The following is a 19,349-nucleotide window of genomic DNA, read 5'->3' as shown; positions in this document are numbered from 1 at the left end:
CGATCTAGACTTACGTGAGCTTCAAGGTCTTGCCGATCATCATCGGCGGTGGGGCAATGGTCGGTGTCGCCCCTCGGACACCGGTTTTCGTGGAGATTCGCGAGAGATCAACCGATCCTCGCGTCTCGCCTGACGAAGTCACGAAGCACCCATGCTCATAGCGAACATCGGGGGCGCTTCCCCCTGCGCTGAGACCGGCGAGCCCCCGCTGCTGGCGGCGACCATGAACCGCCGACGCCCCCCTCAACGCCGGGACCTCGAGCAGTTCGTCGAGGCGCTCATCCCCAGCCCGCTACCGGTCAGACCGCCGGAGCCAGCGCCCCTGCCGACATTGCCCCCACCTGCGGTTCAGGCATCCAACGACGTGCTGTTCGATGTGGCCCGCCCTGATGCCGCCGGTCGAGTGACCGCCCGCCCGTTGCTGCGCGCCCTGGGCTGGACTCCCGGCCTCGCCCTGCACGTCGACGTCGTGCACGCCGCCGTGCTCATCACCCCGGCGCCCGACGGTGCGCACGTGGTGGGCACCCGTGAGGAACTGCCCCTGCCGGCCGCGGCCCGCCACTTCTGTGGCATCGCTCCCGGTGATCCGGTGCTCCTGGCCGCTCTCCCCGGCCGGGATCTGTTCGTCGTGCACCCCTCACACACCATCGCGGCGGTCCTGGCGGACCTACACGCCCGCATCCTCGAAGAGTCCCGATGACCGCTGACACCGACCGCGTCGCCACCGCCCGGGCGCTGCTCCAGCACCTCGGGCTCAATCTCATCTGCATGCCCGGCGTCACCCACGGCCAGGTCGACGCCTTCGTCGCCGACCTCACCGCCACCGCACCACCACAGTTGATCCCGCGACCCCGGGCGCGACGGGACGGTCTATCAATCCCGAGTAGGACGTTGTGAGCCCCATCCCCACCGGCGCCCAGAGCCGTCCCGGCGATGCCATGGCCGCACCGCGTGCTGTCCTTTCGGGCGGTGTGGACACCCGCACTGCGTCTTTGTCGTCCGTCGCCGCCTCTGGCCGGTGGGCATATCGCGGGAAAGTCGGGGTGGCCATCCTCGTCACTGCCCTCATCGCCGGGCAGGTGCCCCCGCCGCCCAGTCAAGAGTCGCCGCTTCTACTCGCCCCGTCTGACGGTTGCGACGTGCCGTCGCCGAACGATGATCTCGCCGGCACCGCGCACACCCCGATGGCGACGATGCTGCGGCCTGGCCAACCGGCGCGCCCCATCCTGCTCCACCTAGCGCGCCAGACAGCAGCGGACCCCTGCGATTCGGCGGTCGGCCGATTCAATCTGGTCCACCACCGCGCCTGGTACGACAACGAAGGCGAGCAGACCACGCGGGACATCGTGCGCTGGTACGCCGACGACGACTCCGGTGCCGCGCTGATGACCCAGCACCCGAACTTTGGGGTTGCCGTCACGCACGACTTCTGGCCGCCAGGGTGGCTACACAACAGAAATCTGTTCCACACCTACCGCAGCACCGATTGGCTCCGCGCCCAGTCGAGCCTGCAGGACGCGCAGATCAACAGGACCATAGGACTCGTGGCCGGTCTCGCCGCGCTCGCCACCTGGCACAGCCCCGGCCCGCCGCAACGCGCCCTCGCCGCACAGGCCCTCGCAGACACCACCGGGATGACCACACACCCCAGCACGCTCGGCCACGTCGGCCGCACCGGCATCGCCGTAGCCGCCACCAGCGACATCGGCCGTGAGCGGCTGCTGATCCTGCACGCAAGCACCGGGGGCGTCTTGGCCTACGAACGCGCCATCCTCACGCCGACCGGCTGGCGCACACGCGTCTACCTGCTCCTGCTCACCCACACCCACGCGCCCCACCGCTATTGAGAGCCACCCGCCACCAACACGCCGCCCGTGGCCTCCCCGGACCAACGGGAGACGCCCCGCCGTTCCCGTTTGTGGCTTGCCCACCTGCACGCCCGAACTCGAACCAGGAAAGGAATCACCGCGATGACCACTACTCATAGCGGCCAACTGCGCCCTGCCCGACTGCGTGTACTGCTCGACCCGATCATCCGGCAGGAACTGGACCGGCTCGACATTCAACCCGGCCAGCGCGTCCTGGAAATCGGCGCGGGCGGCGGCGAGGTCACCGCCTACCTGGCCCGCCTCGTCGGCCCCCACGGCAGGGTCACCGCGGTCGACAAGGACACCAGCTACCTCAACCCAACGCGCATCATCGACGTCTATCAGCGGGACCTGAACGGTGACGACCTTCCCGGCGAGTCCGACAACTTCGATGTCGTCGTTGCCCGATGGCTGCACGGCGCACTGCCGCACCCGGCCGAGGCACTGGAGCAAATGATCGCCCGACTACGCCCCGGCGGCTGGCTCGTCCTGGCCGACGTCACCGACACCCCGCCACGAATCTTCCGGGCAACCGAAGACGACACCCGGCTGATCCACACCGTCATGCGACGCGTCTACCGCTACTTCACCAGCCTCGACGACATGGTCCGCCACCTCACCGCCGCCGACGCCATCGGACGCCTGGCCCGCAAGCTGCACACCTACCTACGCCCAACGTCCTCGTGATCGACGAGGTCGGCTACCAGCCCCTCGAACGCGCCCAAGCCAACCTCGTCTTCCAAGTGATCTCGAAGCGATACGAGAAAGGCTCCACCCTGCTCACCTCGAACAAGAGCTTTGGCGAATGGGGCCAAGTTTTCGGCGACGAAGTCCTCGCCACCGCCATCCTCGACCGCCTCCTGCACCACTGTGACGTCGTCGCGATCAACGGACCCAGCTACCGGCTGAAGAACCGCCTCATCGCCATCGACGGCCAATCCAACGTCGCCTGACCTGGGCACGTTTGTTCGTACCTACCTGGGCACGTCAGTTGGTACGCCGACACGAGCAGCTCGGGCCGGACCTCGACCGGGATTTCAGAGCCGCGCTGCGCCATGGCGTGGCCAGCCTCCCGGCGGCCGGCCACGACGCCGAGGGCTGAGGCGGCGGGGACGGCACCCGGAAGCCAGGCCTACCGGAGGCGAGCCTTCGACCTCGTCCCTGGGCCCGTGGTCGCAAGTTCCAGGTGCCGATCGGCCGGTTACCGTTGCCGGTGTGCGGGCGGAGGCGGGCGAGACGATCGGTTTCTCGGTGCTCGGCTCGATCAGGGTCGTCCGCGCCGGCACCGAGCTGCATCTGGGCGCCCGCCAGCAGCGCCTGGTACTCGCGTTGCTACTGGCCCGGGCCGGTTCACCGGTCTCCCTGGCCGAGCTGGTCGACCTGCTCTGGGACGAGGAGGCCCCGGTCAGCGCCGCGAACGTCGTGCACCGGCACGTCGGGGTGCTCCGGCGGCTGCTCGAGCCCGGCCTGCCCAACCGGTCGGCGGGCCAGCACATCCTTCGGGAGCTCTCGGGCTATCGGCTGCGCGCCGACGAGGAGTCCCTTGACCTGCTGAAGTTCCGGTCGCTGAGCCGGCTGGCCGGCCGGAGCTTGCAGGACGGCGACCCGGAGTCGGCGCTGCGGTATTCCCTCGACGGACTGCGGCTGTGGCGCGGCCGCTGCGCCGCGGGCCTGGAGCCGGCCTCCCGTCTGCATCCCGCGTTCCTCGCTGTGGAAGACGAACGCGCCCAGGCCGTGCGCGAGGCCGCCGACGCCGCCGAGCGCTGCGGCCGGCTGAGCGCGGTGCTGGCGCCGTTGCGGCAGGCCGCCGAGCAGCACCCGCTCGACGAGTCGCTGCAGAGCCGGTTGCTGCTCGCGCTCGCCGCCGACGGCCGCCAGGCGGAGGCCGTCGAGATGTACCAGGTGGTGCGCCGCCGGCTCGCCGACGACCTGGGCATCGATCCGGGCGAGGAGCTGCGGGAGGCGTACGACCGGCTGCTGCACCAGCGCACCGGGCCGGCGCGCACCGGGTCACCGTCGCCACTGCCCCGGCCCGCGCAGCTGCCGCCGGACCTACCCTTCTTCAGCGGCCGGGACGACCTCATCGCCGAGGCCCGCGCGGCGGTCGCGCGCCCGGGCGGGTCGGCGGTGCTCGCGATCGACGGCATGCCCGGGATCGGCAAGACCGCCCTCGCCGTCCACCTCGCCCACGAGTTCGCCGCCGGCTACCCGGACGGGCAGCTCTATGTCGACCTGCGCGGGTACGACGGGCGGGACCAGGCGATGAGCCCGACCGAGGCGCTGCGCGGCTTCCTCGGCTCGCTCGGGGTGCCCCAGCAGGGCATTCCCGCCGAGTTGCACGCCCTGGCAGGCATGTACCGCAGCAGCCTTGCTGGCCGGCGCCTGCTAATCGTGCTCGACAACTGCCGCGACGCCGAACAGATCCGGCACCTGCTGCCCGGCAGCCCCGACTGTCTGGTGATCGTCACCAGCCGCAGCCGGCTCAGCACTCTGTTGACCACGACCGGCGCTCACCCGTTGCCGGTCGGTCTGCCGAGCCTCGACGAGGCCCGCGCGGCGCTCCTCGGGCCGCTCGCTGCCGGCCCCGTCGCGGCGGACCCGGCCGCGATCGACGCCATCATCGCCAGCTGCGGGCGGCTGCCGCTCGCGCTGGCCGTGGTGGCCGCCCGCGCGGCGAGCCTGCCGCGGACGCCACCGGCGCAGATCGCCGCCGAGCTGGCCCACGCACCCGGCAGCCTGGACGGATTCGGCGGCGACGACCCGCAGACCGGCCTGCGTGGCGCCTTCTCCTGGTCCTACCAGGCACTCTCCGCCCCGGCCGCCCGGCTGTTCCGGCTGCTGCCGATCCATCCTGGCCCCGACATCTCGATCGCCGGGGCGGCGGGCCTGGCCGGCGTCTCGGTGCGCAGTGGGCGGGCGCTGATCGGCGAGCTGAGCCGAGCGCACCTGATCAGCGAGGAACTGCCGGGCCGCTACCGCACCCACGACCTGCTGCTGGCCTACGCCAGGGAGCTCGGCGAGGAGATCGACAGCCCGGCCGAGCGCGCCGCCGCGGAGCTGCGTTGCCTGCAGTTCTACCGGGCCACCTGCTATCAGGCGGACCGACGGCTGCTGACCTCCGAGTACCACCCGCTGATCGAGCCGGGGCCGGGCGATACCCCGTTGCGCTTCGCCGGCCACGGCGACGCCATGCGCTGGTTCGCCGCCGAGCGGCAGGTCCTGATCGCGCTGGTCGGTCGGGCCGCCCGGCAGGGGCGGCACACCGAGGCCTGGCAGCTCGCCCTGGGCATGCAGCATTTCTTCGACCGCAGCGGCCGGTGGGCCGAATGGACGACGACCGGCCAGGTGGCCCTCGATGCCGCCCGGACCGGCGGCGACCTCGTCGGGCAGGCCCGGATGCACCGCAGCCTGGCCGGGGCGGCCTACTTCCGGGGCGAGCACGAGACCGCGGTCGGGCATCTCGATCGGGCGGTCGAGCTGCTCGCCCGGCTCGGCCTGCCCGACGAGCCCCGGGCCAGGATCAACCGGGCGATGATCCTGGGCGCCCAGGGGCGACACGAGGAGGTCCTCCGGACGCTTGCCGTGGCGCTGGGGCCGGCCCGGGCGGTCGGCGACGACAAACTGCTCGCAGACACTCTGGTGATCATGGCCGGAAGCAACGCCGAGCTGGGCCGGGCGGAAGAGGCCGTGCGCTGCGCCGAGCAGGCGATGGCGCTGTCGCGCGGAGCGCAGTACAGGCTGGGCATCGCCGAGGCGTGGGAGGTGCTCGGCCAGGCGCATTTCGCTCGCCGGGAGCTCGGCACGGCGGTCGACTGCTGGCGCGAGGCGGCCGTCGCCTACCAGGAGGCCTCGGCGCCAGCGCCGGCCGCGGAGGTGTTGGCGCTGCTCGGCGACGCCCTCGCCGCCACCGGCGAGCAGGACGCCGCGGTGCAGGCGTGGCGGGAGGCGCTGGCCCTGATCCCGTACGCACAGACCCGGACCGGCCGGCGGCTGGCCGGCCTGCTCGCGGCGGTCACGTCGCGTCCGTGACCGATTGCGATCGGCGACGGCACTCGATCCGCACTTACGCGTCAGTCCATTCGCATCGATCGTCCCTAGGCTCCTGCCTCAATCACCGTTGCTCCTGCGTGTGAGGGAGATGCCGTGCTGCAGGCACCCGACGAATCACCGGCCAGCCGGGCCGAGCGCATGACCGCGCTGCACGCGCAGCACGCCCGTGCCGTGCTGCGACTCCTGCTCGTGCTGACCCACGGCCAGCGGCAGACCGCCGAGGATCTGCTCCAGGAGACGATGCTGCGGGCCTGGCGCCACCTCGACTCGGTGCCGGCCGAGCCCGATGCCGCCCGCCGGTGGCTCTTCACCGTCGGCCGGCGGCTCGTCATCGACGGCGTCCGGCTGCGGCGGGGCCGCCCGGCCGAGGTCCATCTCGTCGACATGAGCTGGATCCCCGCCAGGGACGACACCACCGGAACGGCGCTGGCCTCGCATGCCATGCAACATGCGCTCGGCCGACTGAGCCCGGCGCAGCGCAGTCTGCTCTCCGAGGTCTACCTGGTCGGGCGGTCACCGGAAGAGGTCGCGGGCCGGCTGGGAGTCCCGATCGGCACGGTGAAGTCCCGGACCCACTATGCGCTACGCGCCCTGCGCACCGGCCTCAAGGCGGCCTGAGCAGGGAAGACTTCGCCGGCCGGTGATTCGTCCGCTGAGTCGAAGATCACATTGCCGCAACGCGCGCCCCGTCTCGCGGCGCGGGCCCTGCCATGCTGCGGCGATCGTGGCAACCAGCCCTAAACGGATCGCATCAAGATGACCAGCCCGCTCTCTTTCGCAGTTCTCGGCCCGGTACGGGCTTGGCGCGGCCAGTCCGAGATCGACCTGGGCACCCGGCAGCAGCGGCTGATCCTGGCGTTACTGCTCGCCCGGGCCGGCGGCGCAGTCAGCGTCGCCGAACTCGTCGACCTGCTCTGGGAGTCCGATCCCCCACCCAGCGCGGTCAACGTGGTGCACCGGCATGTCGGGATGCTCCGGCGGCGCTTCGAGCCGGGCCTGCCGACGCGGGCAGCCGGCTCGGTGCTGATTCGCGACGGCGCCGAATACCAGCTGCGGATCGACGGGGAGTCGCTCGACCTGCTGCGTTTCCGGCGCCTGGTCGCCCAGGCCGCTGACAGCTCCGGCGAACCGGCCGTCGAGCTCTACCAGGAGGCGCTGGCGCTCTGGCGCGACCGGTGCGCCTCGGGCCTGCAGACCGGAGGCCGGACCCATCCGGAGTTCGTCGCTGTCGACGGCGAGCGCTTCGCGGCCGTCCGGGCGGCGACCGACGCCGCCTTGCGGGCCGGGTACGTCCACACGGTGCTGCCCGCGATTCGACTGGCCGCCGAGTACGAGCCGCTGGACGAGGCACTGCAGGCACGGCTGCTGCTCGCGCTCGCCGCGGACGGCCGGCGGGCCGAGGCCCTCGCGGCTTATGCCGACATCGAGCACCGGCTCGCCGACGAGCTCGGCATCCAGCCGGGCGGCGACCTGCGCGCGGCCCGGGACAGCCTGCTCGACCACGACGCCCCGGCGTCGACCCGGGCCGAGCTGCCGGCGCAGCTGCCGGCCGACCACCCCTACTTCACCGGCCGCCGTGACGTCGTGGCCGCAGCGGAGGGGCTGCTGGCCGAAGACCGGCGGACCACCGCGCTGGTCATCGACGGAATGCCCGGCGTCGGAAAGACCACCCTCGCGGTGCACCTGGCCCAGCAGTTGGCCGCCAGGTATCCCGATGGGCAGTTGCACGCGGACCTGCGCGGTTTCGACTCCGGCGACTCGGTGATGACACCGGCGGAGGCGCTGCGCGGCTTCCTGTGGTCCCTCGGGGTCGCGCCGGCCGCCATCCCGTCCGAGCTGCACGCCCAGGCCGGCCTCTACCGCAGCATCCTGGCCGAGCGCCGGATGCTGATCCTGCTCGACAACTGCCGCGACTGGGACCAGATCCGGCACCTGCTGCCCGGCACCGGCGGCAGTCTCGTCATCGCCACCAGCCGCCGCCGGATCACCGACGTGACCGGCCCGGCGGGCGCCCACCCGCTGCACCTCGACCTGCTGACCGACGGCGAGGCCCGCGAGCTGCTCGCCCGCCGGCTCGGCCACGCGGCGGTCGCCGACCCGGCCGCCGTCGACGAGATCATCGCGCGCTGCGGCCGGCTGCCGCTGGCCCTGGCGCTGGTCGCCACCCGCAGCGTCGGCCGGCCCGGGCTCAGCCTGCCCGCGGTCGCCTGTGAGCTGGCCGAGGCCGACGGCCGGCTGGCCGGCTTCGGGGACGCGCACGCCGATCTGGAAGCGATCTTCTCTTGGTCCTACCGGGCCCTGACTCCCGAGGCGGCCCGGCTCTTCCGGCTGCTGCCCCTGCACCCTGCCGGAGGGCTGAGCACGGAAGCGGCGGCCGCCCTAGGCGGCGTGTCCCTGCGCTCCGCCCGCGGCCTGCTCGCCGAACTCGGGGCGCAGCTGCTGGTCCAGCCAGGAGACGGCCGCTGGCGGATGCATGATCTGTTGCGCGCCTATGCCGTGGAACTCGGCGAGGAGCACGACGACGCGGCAGATCGGGACGCTGCCATCGAGCGGGTCTACGACTACTACCAGCTCAGTGCGTACGCGGCTCAGCTGCCCCTGCAGCCGCAGGTGCCGCTGCCGGCGCCGGAGCCGGCGGAGCTCGGGGTCACCGGCCGCGGCTTCACCGGACGGGCCGACGCGATGGCCTGGTTCGCCGCCGAGCAGCGGGTGCTGACCGACATCGTCGCGCGGGCCAAGGAGCGCGGCCGGCCTCGCACGGCCTGGCTGATCGCGTTGGCCCTGCAGAACTTCTTCCAGGACACCGCGCAGTTCAAGCAGTGGGCGGCGGTGGCGAGCAACGGCCTCGCCGCGACCGATGACGACCCCGCCGCCCAGGCCCAGCTGCACCGCAGCCTCGCCGGCGCCTACTATTTCCTGGCCGATCTGGACCGTGGTCTGTCGCACCTGCAGCACGCTCGGGCGCTCTTCGACCGGCTCGGCCGGCGCACCGAGCAGGGTCACGTGGAGAACAACATCGCCGAGATCCGGCTGGAGCAGCGGCGCTACCACGAGGCGATCGAGCATGCCGAGGCTGCGCGGGCGCTCTTTCGCGCCGAAGGCAACGCGCGGGGCGCGACCAACGCCCTGCTGGCCATCGCGCGGGCACAGGGCTGGCTGGGCCGGCACGCCGAGGCGCTGGGCATGTTCATCGAGGCGCGGCGGCAGTTCGAGGCCCTCGACGATCTGCACGGGGTGGGCACCGCCCAGGCCTGGTTGGCGCACACGTACTCGATGATCGACAACCTGCCGCACGCGATGGCGACCTGGCAGCAGGCGATCGACACCTTCCGCAACGCCTGGGCCGCCCACCACGCCGCGGAAGTGCTCGTCTCCATCGGTGACTTCCACTCCGCCAACGGCGACCCGGCGCTGGCCGGGCAGGCGTGGAGCGAGGCCCTCGCCGAGCTCGACGGGACGGACTCGCCGATGGCCCGGCGGATCCGCGACCGGCTGCTCTGGCACCGGTGACCCGGACGCGGCGCCGACGGGCGCCGCGTCCGGGGCCGACCCTCAGTACCGGTAGGCGCGGATGACGGTCTGCTTGACCGTGTTACCGCTGGTGTCCGTCGCAGCGGCCCGCAGCGAGACGAAGCCGGTGCCGGCCGGGTTGTTCACCCAGGCGACCGCCTTCTCGCCGGAGCGCTGCACGGACAGCTTCCGCCAGGTCTTGCCGTCGTCGAAGGACGCCTCGACGGTCAAGGTCTTGGTCCGACCCGGCCCCGCCCCGATCTGACGGTCGAGCGAGACCGGGATCGCGAACAGCCGGCCGGCCGGCGCCCGGTTGTCGATGTCGAGCTCCGGGGTATACCGGATCGCCGTCATCGGCAGCTTCACCAGCTTGCCGTCGCTCACGTGCGCGGACTTGAAGGTCCACTCCGCGTCGACCACCGTCGACAGGGTGAACGCCGGGTCGCTGCGGAAGGTCGCGGCCAGCCGGTAGTCACCTGCCTCCGCCGGCACGTCCCACACCCAGGGCGCCTCGTTCGCGTCGCCGATCTTGACCCCGTTGCGGTAGAGGTCCACCTGCACGCTGCCGCCGACGACGTGCCGGAAGCCCATGTGCCCAGCGCCGTCACCGTGCAGCGGCCCCGGCCCGCCGATCGTGTCGCCCCAGTAGCGGGTGGCGTACTGCTGGCCGAAGTTCGGCTCCGGGAAGACCGGCCCGGCGACCGCGTTGGCCCACTTCACCGAGTACGTGCGCCCGGGCTTGAAGCTGGTCCACGGCGACTGGTAATAGGTGTACCCCAGCTGCGCCGAGGTCGACTGCCACACCGCCTTCTTGTCCTGGTTGTAGTACTCGGTGACGGTGCTCGGCACGTCGTAGGTGAAGCTCGGCGGGGCGACGCGCTCGTCGCGGTAGACCGGCGAGTTGCCGGGCGCGTGCGCGACCGCGGTCCGCGCAACCGGCACGCCGGCCACGTCCGCGCTGATCTGGGAGCGGACCGTGGCGAAGTCGTCCGCGCGCAGCTTGCGGGTCAGCCCGGTCATCATCTTCTCGGGTTCGTAGAGGTAGACCCGGTAGACGTAAGGGCTGTTGTGCAGGCTGCCGTCCTGGGCCACCTGGCCCCACATCCCGTGGACGTAGGAGGCGAAGCCCTGGGTCTTACCGGCCCCGATCTGCGCGGTCCGCACGTATTCGAAGGGGACGTTCATCAGCACGCCGTACGGGTCGTTGCTGCCCCAGATCTGCGGCTGCTCGGTCCGGATCGTCCAGCCGGACTCCTGGAAGACCGCGGTGGCCTTCGGGTTCGGCACCGACACTGCGATCGGCTTCGCCAGGCGGGTGTCCACGGTGAGCGCCTGGTCCCTGGTCAGGTCGAGGCTCGGACGCACCATCGAGGTGATCTGGGGGGAGTTCGCGTCGCCGTTCTCCATGTACGTCTGGGCCAGGTAGCGGCCCGCGCGGATCCGGTACGTGGTGGTCGAGGGGTCGCCGAGCACCAGGATGCTCTGCCGGTCCAGGTCGGTCAGGACGGTCACCCAGCCCTGCTCGGGCGTGGGCGCTCCGCCGTCCGGCCCGATGAGCTTGAGGCTCAGCTGGTGGCGGGCGACGTCGAGCGCGACCGGGGTCTGCACCTGCGCGCCGCCGCCGGTGGCGGTCACCTCACCACCGAAGTAGCGGTCGGGCAGGCCGGCGCTGGCCTGCACGTTGACGGTCACGGTGGCCGTGCCGCCGGCCGGGACGGTCACCGAGGAGGCGCTGAGGCTGAACAGGCCGGCCGGGGCCGGGGCGCCGTCGGCGTCCTTCGCGTCCAGGGAGACGGCCAGGGTGAGGGCGGCAGAGCCGCTGTTCGCGTAGGTGACCGTGCTCTTCTGCGCGGCGGTGCTCCGCTCGAAGGCGACGCTGACCGGGCTCGCCGTGACGCTCTGCTGGGTCGCCCGGGCGACGTTGAGGAAGCCGGCGCCCTGCTCGTAGACACCGATGGCGGTGTTCGGCTGGGCGGCCGCCATCAGCGTGGACTTGATCCGCTCGGGCGTCCAGTCCGGGTGCTGCTGGGTCAGGATCGCCGCCGCGCCGGCCACGTGCGGAGTCGCCATCGAGGTGCCGTTGAGGCTGGTGTACTGCGGGTTCTCGTCGGCCGGCGGCATGTCGGAGGTCGAGCTGCGCGCGGCGACGATGCCGACGCCGGGCGCAGTGATGTCTGGCTTGATGCCGGCGTCGCCCGCGCGCGGGCCCCGGCTCGAGAAAGAGGCCAGTTCGCCCGTCTTGGTCACGGCGCCCACGGTCAGCGCCTCGGCCACGCTGCCGGGCGAGTTCACGGTGGACTCGCCGGCCTCGCCGCTGTTGCCCGCGGCGACGACGAAGAGCACGCCGTAGCGGTGGGTGAGGTCGGCCACGGCCGCCTCGATCGGGTCGGTCTCTGGGCTGTCCGGGCCGCCGAGGCTCATGTTGGCGACCTTGACGCCCTGCTGCGCCGCCCAGGTCATGCCGGCCAGGATCGCCGACTCCGGGCAGCCCTCTTCGACACAGACCTTGGCGCTGTAGAGGGTCGCGCCGGGCGCCATGCCCTTGTAACGGCCCTGCGACGCGGCCGCGTTGCCGGCGATGGTGGAGGCGACGTGGGTGCCGTGGCCGACCCGGTCGAGGGTGTCCGGGTCGGCGGTGAAGTTCTCGGCGGCGGCGACGCGGCCGGCCAGGTCGGGGTGGGTCTGGTCGACGCCGGTGTCGATCACGCCGACCTTCACCCCCGTACCCGTCCAGCCGGCCTTCCAGGCCTCCGGGGCGCCGGTCAGCGGGACGCTGACGTCGAGGGTGGGGTGGCGCAGCCCGTCGAGCCAGATCTTGTCGAACCCGGCCCGCAGCTGCCGCTCGGTGCCGTTCGCGGCGGACGTGACGTTGTTCCAGAAGGACACCGCGTTCGCGCGGGTCTGGGCGACGGCGCTCGCCCCGGAGAGTTCCCGGGTGGTCCGGGCGCCGGCGAGGCCGGCGGGGGCGGCGCTGCTGTGCTCGACGATGAGCGGCAGGGTGGCCCGGGTGTCGTCGTAGCCGAAGTCGACCAGCATCGAGATGTCGAAGAGCCGGGAGTCGAGCTTGCCCCTGTTGAGCAGGCCGACGGCGTCGGCGGGGATGACCCGCACGTCCTCCCCGGCGCTGTGGGTGATGAACGGGATCCGTTCCCGTCCCTTGCCCGGCACGACGTTGACAGCCGTCTGGCCGTTCACGGTGCTGACGTGGACGGTGTCGCCGGTGAGCAGAGTGACCGTCCGGGGCTTGGACGCGACCGCGGGTGTGGTCGCCGGCTTGGCGGCCCGGGGCTGCGCCGACGCCGGCGACCCTCCCGGAACCGCCGCCGAGACGCCCAGCACCACCAGTGCCAGCGCCGATAACGTACGAACTGACCGCATCATTCTCCCTAGATGAACGCGAGAGGTATCCGGGTGCTCCGGACGTGACCGGCGGGTGAAAGTTCATCCAGAGTGACCTGCGTCACAGCCGCTGCTCCGGCGCGGCCGGCGCATCTGCCTCATACGTAGGGCGGCGGGGCCGTGGGCGGCCGGATCACCAGCGGGTACGGATGTGCCAGCGGGTGCGGTACACCGGTTGCCCCAGTGCGGGATGAAGGCGATCGCCATCATGCCAAAGGTCATGGCCCCGGCGATCGCGAGCGGCGGCAGGCCCCGCGCCATCGGCGCCCCCACCGACAGGACGACCACGCCGATCGGCAGCCGCCACAGCATCGCCCGGAACACCACCAGCGCGTACACGGTGCGGCCGACGAGGAACACCAGCGGACCGGCGACCACGATGGCCAGCTCCGTGGTGTCGGTATGGCCGAGGGGGTCTCGTCACCCTGGCCACCGCCGCGCACCTGTTCATCACCGAACTGCGCCTGGACCCAAAAGCGGCTGCGCCGGCCTGACCCTCTACACCGTCATCCGCGAGCTGCAACGACTACTCGCGACCTGGACCGGCGCCTGCATCACCTGCCATCAACCCGTGAAACCGTTACACCGCAACAAACGCCACAGAACCTAACAAAGCACTACTAGGCAGTGTCTCGAACGGGCCATCACCATGACGAGTGCACGCCGAAGCTGCACCGGCTCGTGTAGGTCGACGGCGCCTAGCAGTTCCTTGGAGACGATCGCGTGTGACCCTGCGCCTGCCGGGCTTTTGAGCTAGATCGCTCCATCGGTCGTCGAGTAACACCGATACTTCGTCCGGCGAGCCTGCGAGCGCGGCTTGCCATGATGGCGTGATGTACGCGACGGCTTCTTGGCGTTGCCCCTGATAGTGACGGACGAGGGCAGGAAGACCTGCAGGCATTGCGTAGTTATCGATCACGACGAGATTGTCCACCTCCGACCGACACCCTCGCGTGGCCATGCGATAGCCCGCAGGACATTGCGCCTTAATGGACGTTTATCTGCAAGGCACGAGAGCGCCGGAGCTACCGTCCATAGCTGATCACCACGTGATCGTCCATGCACTGTGACGGTGGGGCAGCGGTATCGATCGCCCCTCGGACACGAACGATAACCCCACGGTGCGCGCTGAGATCCACTGCAGCGCGCACCGTTTGCGTTTCTATCTGTTAGGTCAGCCGGAGGCCCAGCTGCCGGTAGACCTCGGCTTGTCGTCGGGGTCGGCGTCGCGCAGCACGGTGACGATGTCGCCGAGCGCTCGAACCAAGCCGGCGATCTGGGAGCGGCTCATCCGGCGTGGCTCCGCTCGCTGGGTCGATTGAAGATCGGCTTCGGCTCGTGCCCGTTCGGCCTGGGTCTGGGTGATCCAGCCGGTGACCACCATGGGATCTGCGCCGGCGTCGAGGGCAGACCGGTATTGCGCGAGCTTTGTGTCACAGGCCGCGATAGTGGCCCGGGCTGCGGCCGTAACTGGCGTGAGTTGATCCACGGGCTGGGCGTCGGCCATGGCGGTGATCGTTTGTTCGAGGTAGTCCGGGGCGAATGCGGATGCCAGCCACTGGTCAAGCGGGTCGCTGAGGGCGTCCTCGCGCAGGTAGACGTTGCGGGTTTTTCCACCTCGTTGGCGAGGGCGTAATCCTGAGGAAAACGGCAGCGGTAGTAGGCGGCACCGTGGTTGTACTGGCCTTGCATACGGCGCTGGCAGGCGGCGCAGTAGATCAATCCGCGGAAGACATAGGGGTTGCGGGTGCGGCGTTGGCGTTCCTGGCGGTCGACGGCTCGTGCGCGACGGGAGAGCAGGGCTTGGGCTTGCTCGGAGGTGTCGTCATCGATCAGAGGTGGGTGAGTGAGGTCTTTGGAGACCACCCATTTGTCAGCGGTGTTCCAGCGCATGACTCCGGTGTGGCCCAGTGCTACATCGTCGACGTCTAGGAGGACTTCGCCGGTGCGTTGTTTGTTCCATACCTGCCGGCCGGTGTAGCGGGGGTTGGTGAGGATGGCGCTCTTGGACGAGGCGATTCACGCTGCGGTGTGGATTCCGTGCGCGGTCGTGTGCCGAGGGGCAGGGGACGTGGTTGGCGGTGAGTCCTTCGGCGATGCCGAGCGTCCGGGGCCGGTGAGGGCGCGCCAGGATGTGCCCTTGATGGGGACGCTTCGGCAAGAACGGCGGCCAGCGCAGCTCGTGCACGCTCGTAGCCGCGATCAGCGTGCGTATTCGTTCCGAGCGAGTTGTCAATTGGGCGACGTCCGCACGATGACCCGATCACGGCGGTGATGCCGACAACGGTGTGTGCGGGCCGCGGGCCACCCGGTCGCCGGGCTCGCCGTCTCGTCGGTGTCTTCGTGGCGTCATGCTTGGGCTATGGATCATCTGGGGCAGTTTCGTGGTGCAGCGCTCGAGTTGGGTATCCCGGACGACGAGATCAGCAGGTTCACCAAGCACCTCCGTTTGTCGATCCGGTTGAGCGGGGGTTCGGGCGGTGTTCCGGTTGGGCAGTTCGGTGGGTTGCCCCGGCTGCCGGTGGGTATGGACTGGCCGTTCGCCGGGGTCAGTCGGTTGCCGTTCATCTTCTCCGTCGACTGTGCGGCGCTGCCGAGAGTCGACGGCTTCGGCCTGCCGGCAGACGGCGCGCTGCTCTTTTTCCTGGACCACGAGGAGGACTGCCTGGCCAGTGCCACCGGGGAGCGGAGGTACGCGCGAGTCGTGTATGTACCGGCCGGCACCGATACCGAGGTGGCGGAAGAACCCACCAACTACGAGTTCGTCGGCAAGCAGTACGACGTCGGCGCCACGCTCCTCGCGCAGCTGCCCAATTGGTTCGGGACGGACGAGGACGAGGAGGAGGACGAGGACGACCTGTCGCCCTTCCAGCAGCAGTTGGCCCGTGACCTGGAGCGTGACCTGCCGCACCTGGACGAGCTCTGTGCTCTGGCCTACGACCTCTGGCCGCCTGACGAAGGGCTCGCCAACGCCTACATCGGCGGGTATGCCGACGATGAGGTGATCACGAGTATTGCGGAGCAGACACTCGCGGGTCGCGAGAAGGCCGGCGAGATCGTCATCCCCGTGGCGAAGTGGTATTCCCATGTGGAGAAGGAGCAGCACCGGCTGACGAGCGAGTGGGTGTCGCTCGCCCGCTTTCCCGTGGCCGACGAGTTCTACCACGGGAGTTTTGTGATCCGCCACGACGACCTGGCCGCCGGTCAGCTGGACAAGGCGCTTTCCGTGACCGAGTTCAGCGAGTAGAGCACCGGCGGCGCCGAATGCGGCCGCGGACTGCACGGGCGATCTGGCTACCGACCTCGCCGGCGCCGATGATCCCGATAGTCGTCATGCATGCCTCACGACCTTGTCCTTCGCACCTGAAGTGGGCAGGACGGCAGAGGCAAGTAGAGCCAGCTTGTCCGCATCGCTGGAGCCGGCGTCCGGGTGGTAGACGACCAGCATCAGGTCCTCAGTGCCGTTGATCGCCAGTCGCTCCCGGTTGAGGGTCATCTCGCCGACCTGCGGGTGGTCGAGCCGAAGTGGGGTCCCGCGCTGTCCGCGCACCTCGTGCCGGGCCCAGAGCTGTCGGAACCGCGGACTCGCCAGCGACAGCTCGCCGGTGAGTTCGATGAAGCGGGGATCGTCGACGTGGGTTCCCACGGCCTGCCGCAGGTTCGCGATGAAGCATTCCGTCACGTTCTCCCACTCCGGATGCAGCGCTTGCTCGGCCGGGTCCAGGAACAGGTCGCGCAACTGATTGCCGCCGACGGCAAGGCCGGGTGAGAGCGCTGTGGCCATGCGGTTCACGGCCAGGATGTCGAAGTACCGGTCTTCGATGAAGGCAGGTTGCACGAGGCTCTCCAGGAGCTTCAACGCTCCTGCCGGCGGTGTCTGCTTGCGCGGTCGGCGTCTGCGCCGCCGGGGAACCTCCGCGACCAGTGTGAGCAGGTGGGCGAAGTGGTCGTCGTCGAGTTGCAGCACGCGTGCGATCGACTCGAGCACCTGGACGGAGGGGTTGCGGTCACGGCCGCGTTCGAGCCTCAGGTAGTAGTCAGCGCTGATGCCGGCGAGCATGGCGACCTCCTCCCGCCGCAGCCCCGGCACACGCCGCACACCGATGTCGGGGATGCCTGCCTGCTGCGTCGTCACCAGCTCGCGCCGGGCTCGCAGGTAGGCCCCGAGGGCGTTCGTCGACTCGCTCATGAGGGCGACCCTAGCTCTCTGTGCAGCGATCGGAGGGGGTCCTGTCGCACCCCAGGCTGCAGAGGGCTCTGGGTGAGTCGGCGTGCCGCTCATAGCGTTCACGACGGCCCGTCCGGGCCACGTAACCCGAGGGGGAGTCATGACCGTCACACTGATCACCGGAGCCAACAAGGGCATCGGTTACGAGACCGCCAGGCAGCTGCGGGAGCTCGGGCACGAGGTCTATATCGGCGCGCGTGACGCCGAACGCGGTAGGAAGGCCGCCGCCGAGCTCGGGGCGCGGTTCGTCCAGCTCGACGTGACCGATGACGCCTCGGTCAGCAGCGCACTGGCGACGATCGACGCGGCCGAGGGCCGTCTCGACGTCCTGGTGCACAACGCCGGCGTCCTGGAGACCGCGCTCGACGGCCCTGCGGCGCTGCGTTCCTTCGACACGAACGCGGTCGGCATCGTGCGTGTCACGCAGGCGGCACTGCCCTTGCTCCGCAGGTCCCCGAACGCCAACGTCGTCACCATCTCCAGCAGCGCCGGGTCGTTTTGGGCGGTGAACAACCCCGAGCGGGCGGAGTTCGGTCTGCCGCTCGCGCTGTACTCGGCGTCGAAGTCCGCAGCCACCATGCTGACGGTGCACTACGCCAAGTCACAGCCGGGCATCAAGTTCAACGCCCTTGAGCCGGGCACCACCGCCACCGACATGACCGCGGCCTTCGGCATCGGACGACCGGTCGAGGAGAGCGCCCGAGTCGTCGTACGTCTGGCCACCCTCGACGCGACCGGCCCAACCGGCACCTTCCAGGACGAGGCAGGACACCTGCCGTGGTGAGCCCGCGCACAGCTCGAGCCTGCGGACACACGCCCGCGCCTGTCGACGGGCGCAAGCGGCGAGTCCACGGCAGGTCCGTCCTGGGCGCGTCGTCTCGCTGAGTCTGGGATCTTGCGCACCGGGTCATCGACACCCTCGGCCCGCTGCTGTGACCGGCGGGCGGAGGCACACGTCCCGCCCGGTTGACCGATCGCCGCGACTGCGGCTGGACCGACTGCGTGTAGCAGCCTTCGCAGGTGTAGTCGATGCGCGGCGGGTCTGACGAAACACCAGCGGCGCTGTCCTCACCAACCGCGAAGGGTCAGGGGAACGGCCTAGACGCGAGGGCCTCCAGAGCCGCCCGCCGGCCGACCTCGATCATCTCGGCAGCGCGGTGGAACTCATACGTCCGGGCGGCATCCGTCGGTACCTCGATCAGCAGGTCCGGTGGGTATCCGGCCAGCTGGTAGCGGATGAGGAGGTCCGCCACGGCATCCAACGACAGGCTCATGACATCAAGCGCGCCCAGGTCGACGGGGAGTTTCGCAGACTGGCCACCCCGGACAGGCGCCATCGGCTGGGCCCGGGCCCCCTTGAGGGACACGGCGACGACCGCGTCGGCCGGCATGAACGTGGTCGGCGCCATCGGCAGCGGCTCCATCAGGCCACCGTCGGCGAGGAGCCGACCGTCGACCATGACCGGGGTGATGGCGGGTGGCAGGGCGATGGAGGCCCGCACCGCGACGTCCACCGGACCGTGCCGGAACCACACGGCTCGACGGGCCAGCAGGTCGGTCGCGACCGCCGTGAAAGGCACGGGCAACTGTTCGAAACGTACGCCGTCGAGCAGTTCCCTGACCGGAGCCATCAGCTTCTCGGCCCAGATCGCCCCCGGCGCGCCCACCGCCGGATCGAGCAGGCGCAACACCTCGCGGTGGCCGATCGTACGCACCCAGTCGGTGTAGGCGCCGAGCTTGCCTGCCGCGTACAGCCCTCCGATCAGGGCGCCCATGGAACACCCGGCGACGGCGACGATGTCGAACCCGCGCTCCTCCAGAACCTGGATCGCGCCGATGTGCGCATAGCCACGCGCGCCGCCGGCGCCGAGTGCCACCGCGATCCGCACGTAACCACCGTCCATCGCTCCGACCCGGATCGGGCCACGAGGCTTTGACGTCGAGGAGGTCGAGCCCAGTCGTAGGACATAGCGGGCGGGCTCATCGACGCGTCGGTGCGGACACTCAACCACGAAACCGGGGACCAGATGCCCGATTCATGACCTAGTCACCCTGCATGGGCGACGCCAGCTCAGGGAAGGCGGGACAGGGCCGCGGCGGCGGCTGCCCGGTAGCGCTCCAGCTTGGCGGCGCATTCGATGATGATCGTCTTCGCTGCGATGGCTGGAGTGGATGGGTGCCCCGGGAGGCTGGGCGTCGGCCATCGCGGTGATCGTCTGTTCGATGCTCTCGGGTGCGAAGGCGGAGGCCAGCCGGAACCGGCCCGGCCGGGCTGTGATGTCGTGCCAGGCACT

General features: G+C 70.5%; 15 protein-coding genes and 1 pseudogene. 10 read left to right on the top strand and 6 right to left on the bottom strand.

The window, feature by feature from the left end; genetic code table 11:
* Positions 1-364 precede the first annotated feature (364 nt).
* From ACFY29_RS04890 to ACFY29_RS04855, 8 genes are all read left to right on the top strand, one after another.
* A complete protein-coding gene (locus ACFY29_RS04890) occupies positions 365-700 on the top strand; it encodes a hypothetical protein (RefSeq protein WP_386983454.1) in 336 nt (111 codons plus the stop codon).
* Positions 697-897 carry a hypothetical protein gene (locus ACFY29_RS04885; RefSeq protein ID WP_386983452.1) on the top strand — a complete coding sequence of 67 codons (201 nt, stop codon included), beginning with the start codon at positions 697-699 and terminating at the stop codon, positions 895-897. The genes ACFY29_RS04890 and ACFY29_RS04885 overlap by 4 nt, the downstream gene beginning before the upstream one ends.
* A 242-nt stretch (positions 898-1,139) precedes the next feature.
* Positions 1,140-1,847, top strand: a complete 708-nt coding sequence (locus tag ACFY29_RS04880) for a hypothetical protein (protein WP_386983450.1) — start codon at positions 1,140-1,142, stop codon at positions 1,845-1,847.
* 123 nt (positions 1,848-1,970) lie between these two features.
* Complete coding sequence (locus ACFY29_RS04875; RefSeq protein WP_355614930.1) at positions 1,971-2,555, top strand: methyltransferase domain-containing protein; 585 nt, start codon at positions 1,971-1,973, stop codon at positions 2,553-2,555.
* Positions 2,552-2,821, top strand: a complete 270-nt coding sequence (locus ACFY29_RS04870; protein WP_386983447.1) for an ATP-binding protein — start codon at positions 2,552-2,554, stop codon at positions 2,819-2,821. The genes ACFY29_RS04875 and ACFY29_RS04870 overlap by 4 nt, the downstream gene beginning before the upstream one ends.
* A 262-nt stretch (positions 2,822-3,083) precedes the next feature.
* Positions 3,084-5,897 (top strand): BTAD domain-containing putative transcriptional regulator, encoded by a 2,814-nt coding sequence (locus tag ACFY29_RS04865; RefSeq protein WP_386983446.1) that lies wholly within the window; start codon positions 3,084-3,086, stop codon positions 5,895-5,897.
* A 114-nt stretch (positions 5,898-6,011) separates the two neighbouring features.
* Positions 6,012-6,536, top strand: coding sequence for a sigma-70 family RNA polymerase sigma factor (locus tag ACFY29_RS04860; RefSeq protein WP_355614935.1), 525 nt, complete (start codon positions 6,012-6,014; stop codon positions 6,534-6,536).
* A gap of 138 nt (positions 6,537-6,674) precedes the next feature.
* Complete coding sequence (locus tag ACFY29_RS04855; RefSeq protein WP_386983444.1) at positions 6,675-9,428, top strand: BTAD domain-containing putative transcriptional regulator; 2,754 nt, start codon at positions 6,675-6,677, stop codon at positions 9,426-9,428.
* A 42-nt stretch (positions 9,429-9,470) separates the two neighbouring features.
* On the opposite strand, the gene ACFY29_RS04850 is transcribed toward ACFY29_RS04855, so the two are convergent.
* From ACFY29_RS04850 to ACFY29_RS04835, 4 genes and pseudogenes are all read right to left on the bottom strand, one after another.
* Positions 9,471-12,806 (bottom strand): S8 family serine peptidase, encoded by a 3,336-nt coding sequence (locus ACFY29_RS04850; protein ID WP_386983442.1) that lies wholly within the window; start codon positions 12,804-12,806, stop codon positions 9,471-9,473.
* 63 nt (positions 12,807-12,869) lie between these two features.
* Positions 12,870-13,205 carry a hypothetical protein gene (locus tag ACFY29_RS04845; protein WP_355614942.1) on the bottom strand — a complete coding sequence of 112 codons (336 nt, stop codon included), beginning with the start codon at positions 13,203-13,205 and terminating at the stop codon, positions 12,870-12,872.
* Positions 13,206-14,001: 796 nt separating this feature from the next.
* Complete coding sequence (locus ACFY29_RS04840) at positions 14,002-14,334, bottom strand: hypothetical protein (protein WP_386983440.1); 333 nt, start codon at positions 14,332-14,334, stop codon at positions 14,002-14,004.
* Between the two features lie 149 nt (positions 14,335-14,483).
* Positions 14,484-14,825, bottom strand: a pseudogene (locus ACFY29_RS04835) (recombinase family protein); the annotation flags it as partial.
* Between the two features lie 337 nt (positions 14,826-15,162).
* On the opposite strand from ACFY29_RS04835, the gene ACFY29_RS04830 reads away from it, so the two are divergent.
* Positions 15,163-16,074 (top strand): DUF1963 domain-containing protein, encoded by a 912-nt coding sequence (locus ACFY29_RS04830; protein ID WP_386983438.1) that lies wholly within the window; start codon positions 15,163-15,165, stop codon positions 16,072-16,074.
* An 84-nt stretch (positions 16,075-16,158) separates the two neighbouring features.
* On the opposite strand, the gene ACFY29_RS04825 is transcribed toward ACFY29_RS04830, so the two are convergent.
* Positions 16,159-17,016: a helix-turn-helix transcriptional regulator gene (locus ACFY29_RS04825; RefSeq protein WP_355614374.1), complete on the bottom strand. Its 858-nt coding sequence runs from the start codon at positions 17,014-17,016 to the stop codon at positions 16,159-16,161.
* A gap of 139 nt (positions 17,017-17,155) precedes the next feature.
* Between ACFY29_RS04825 and ACFY29_RS04820 the strand changes: the two genes are divergently transcribed.
* Positions 17,156-17,839: an SDR family NAD(P)-dependent oxidoreductase gene (locus tag ACFY29_RS04820; RefSeq protein ID WP_386983435.1), complete on the top strand. Its 684-nt coding sequence runs from the start codon at positions 17,156-17,158 to the stop codon at positions 17,837-17,839.
* A gap of 301 nt (positions 17,840-18,140) precedes the next feature.
* On the opposite strand, the gene ACFY29_RS04815 is transcribed toward ACFY29_RS04820, so the two are convergent.
* A complete protein-coding gene (locus tag ACFY29_RS04815) occupies positions 18,141-18,944 on the bottom strand; it encodes a patatin-like phospholipase family protein (protein ID WP_386983433.1) in 804 nt (267 codons plus the stop codon).
* Between the last annotated feature and the right edge of the window lie 405 nt (positions 18,945-19,349).

The sequence above is a fragment of the Micromonospora sp. NPDC000668 genome (assembly GCF_042897975.1).
In the GTDB taxonomy this organism is placed as follows: domain Bacteria; phylum Actinomycetota; class Actinomycetes; order Mycobacteriales; family Micromonosporaceae; genus Micromonospora.
This window is presented reverse-complemented; position numbering and strand designations above follow the sequence as displayed.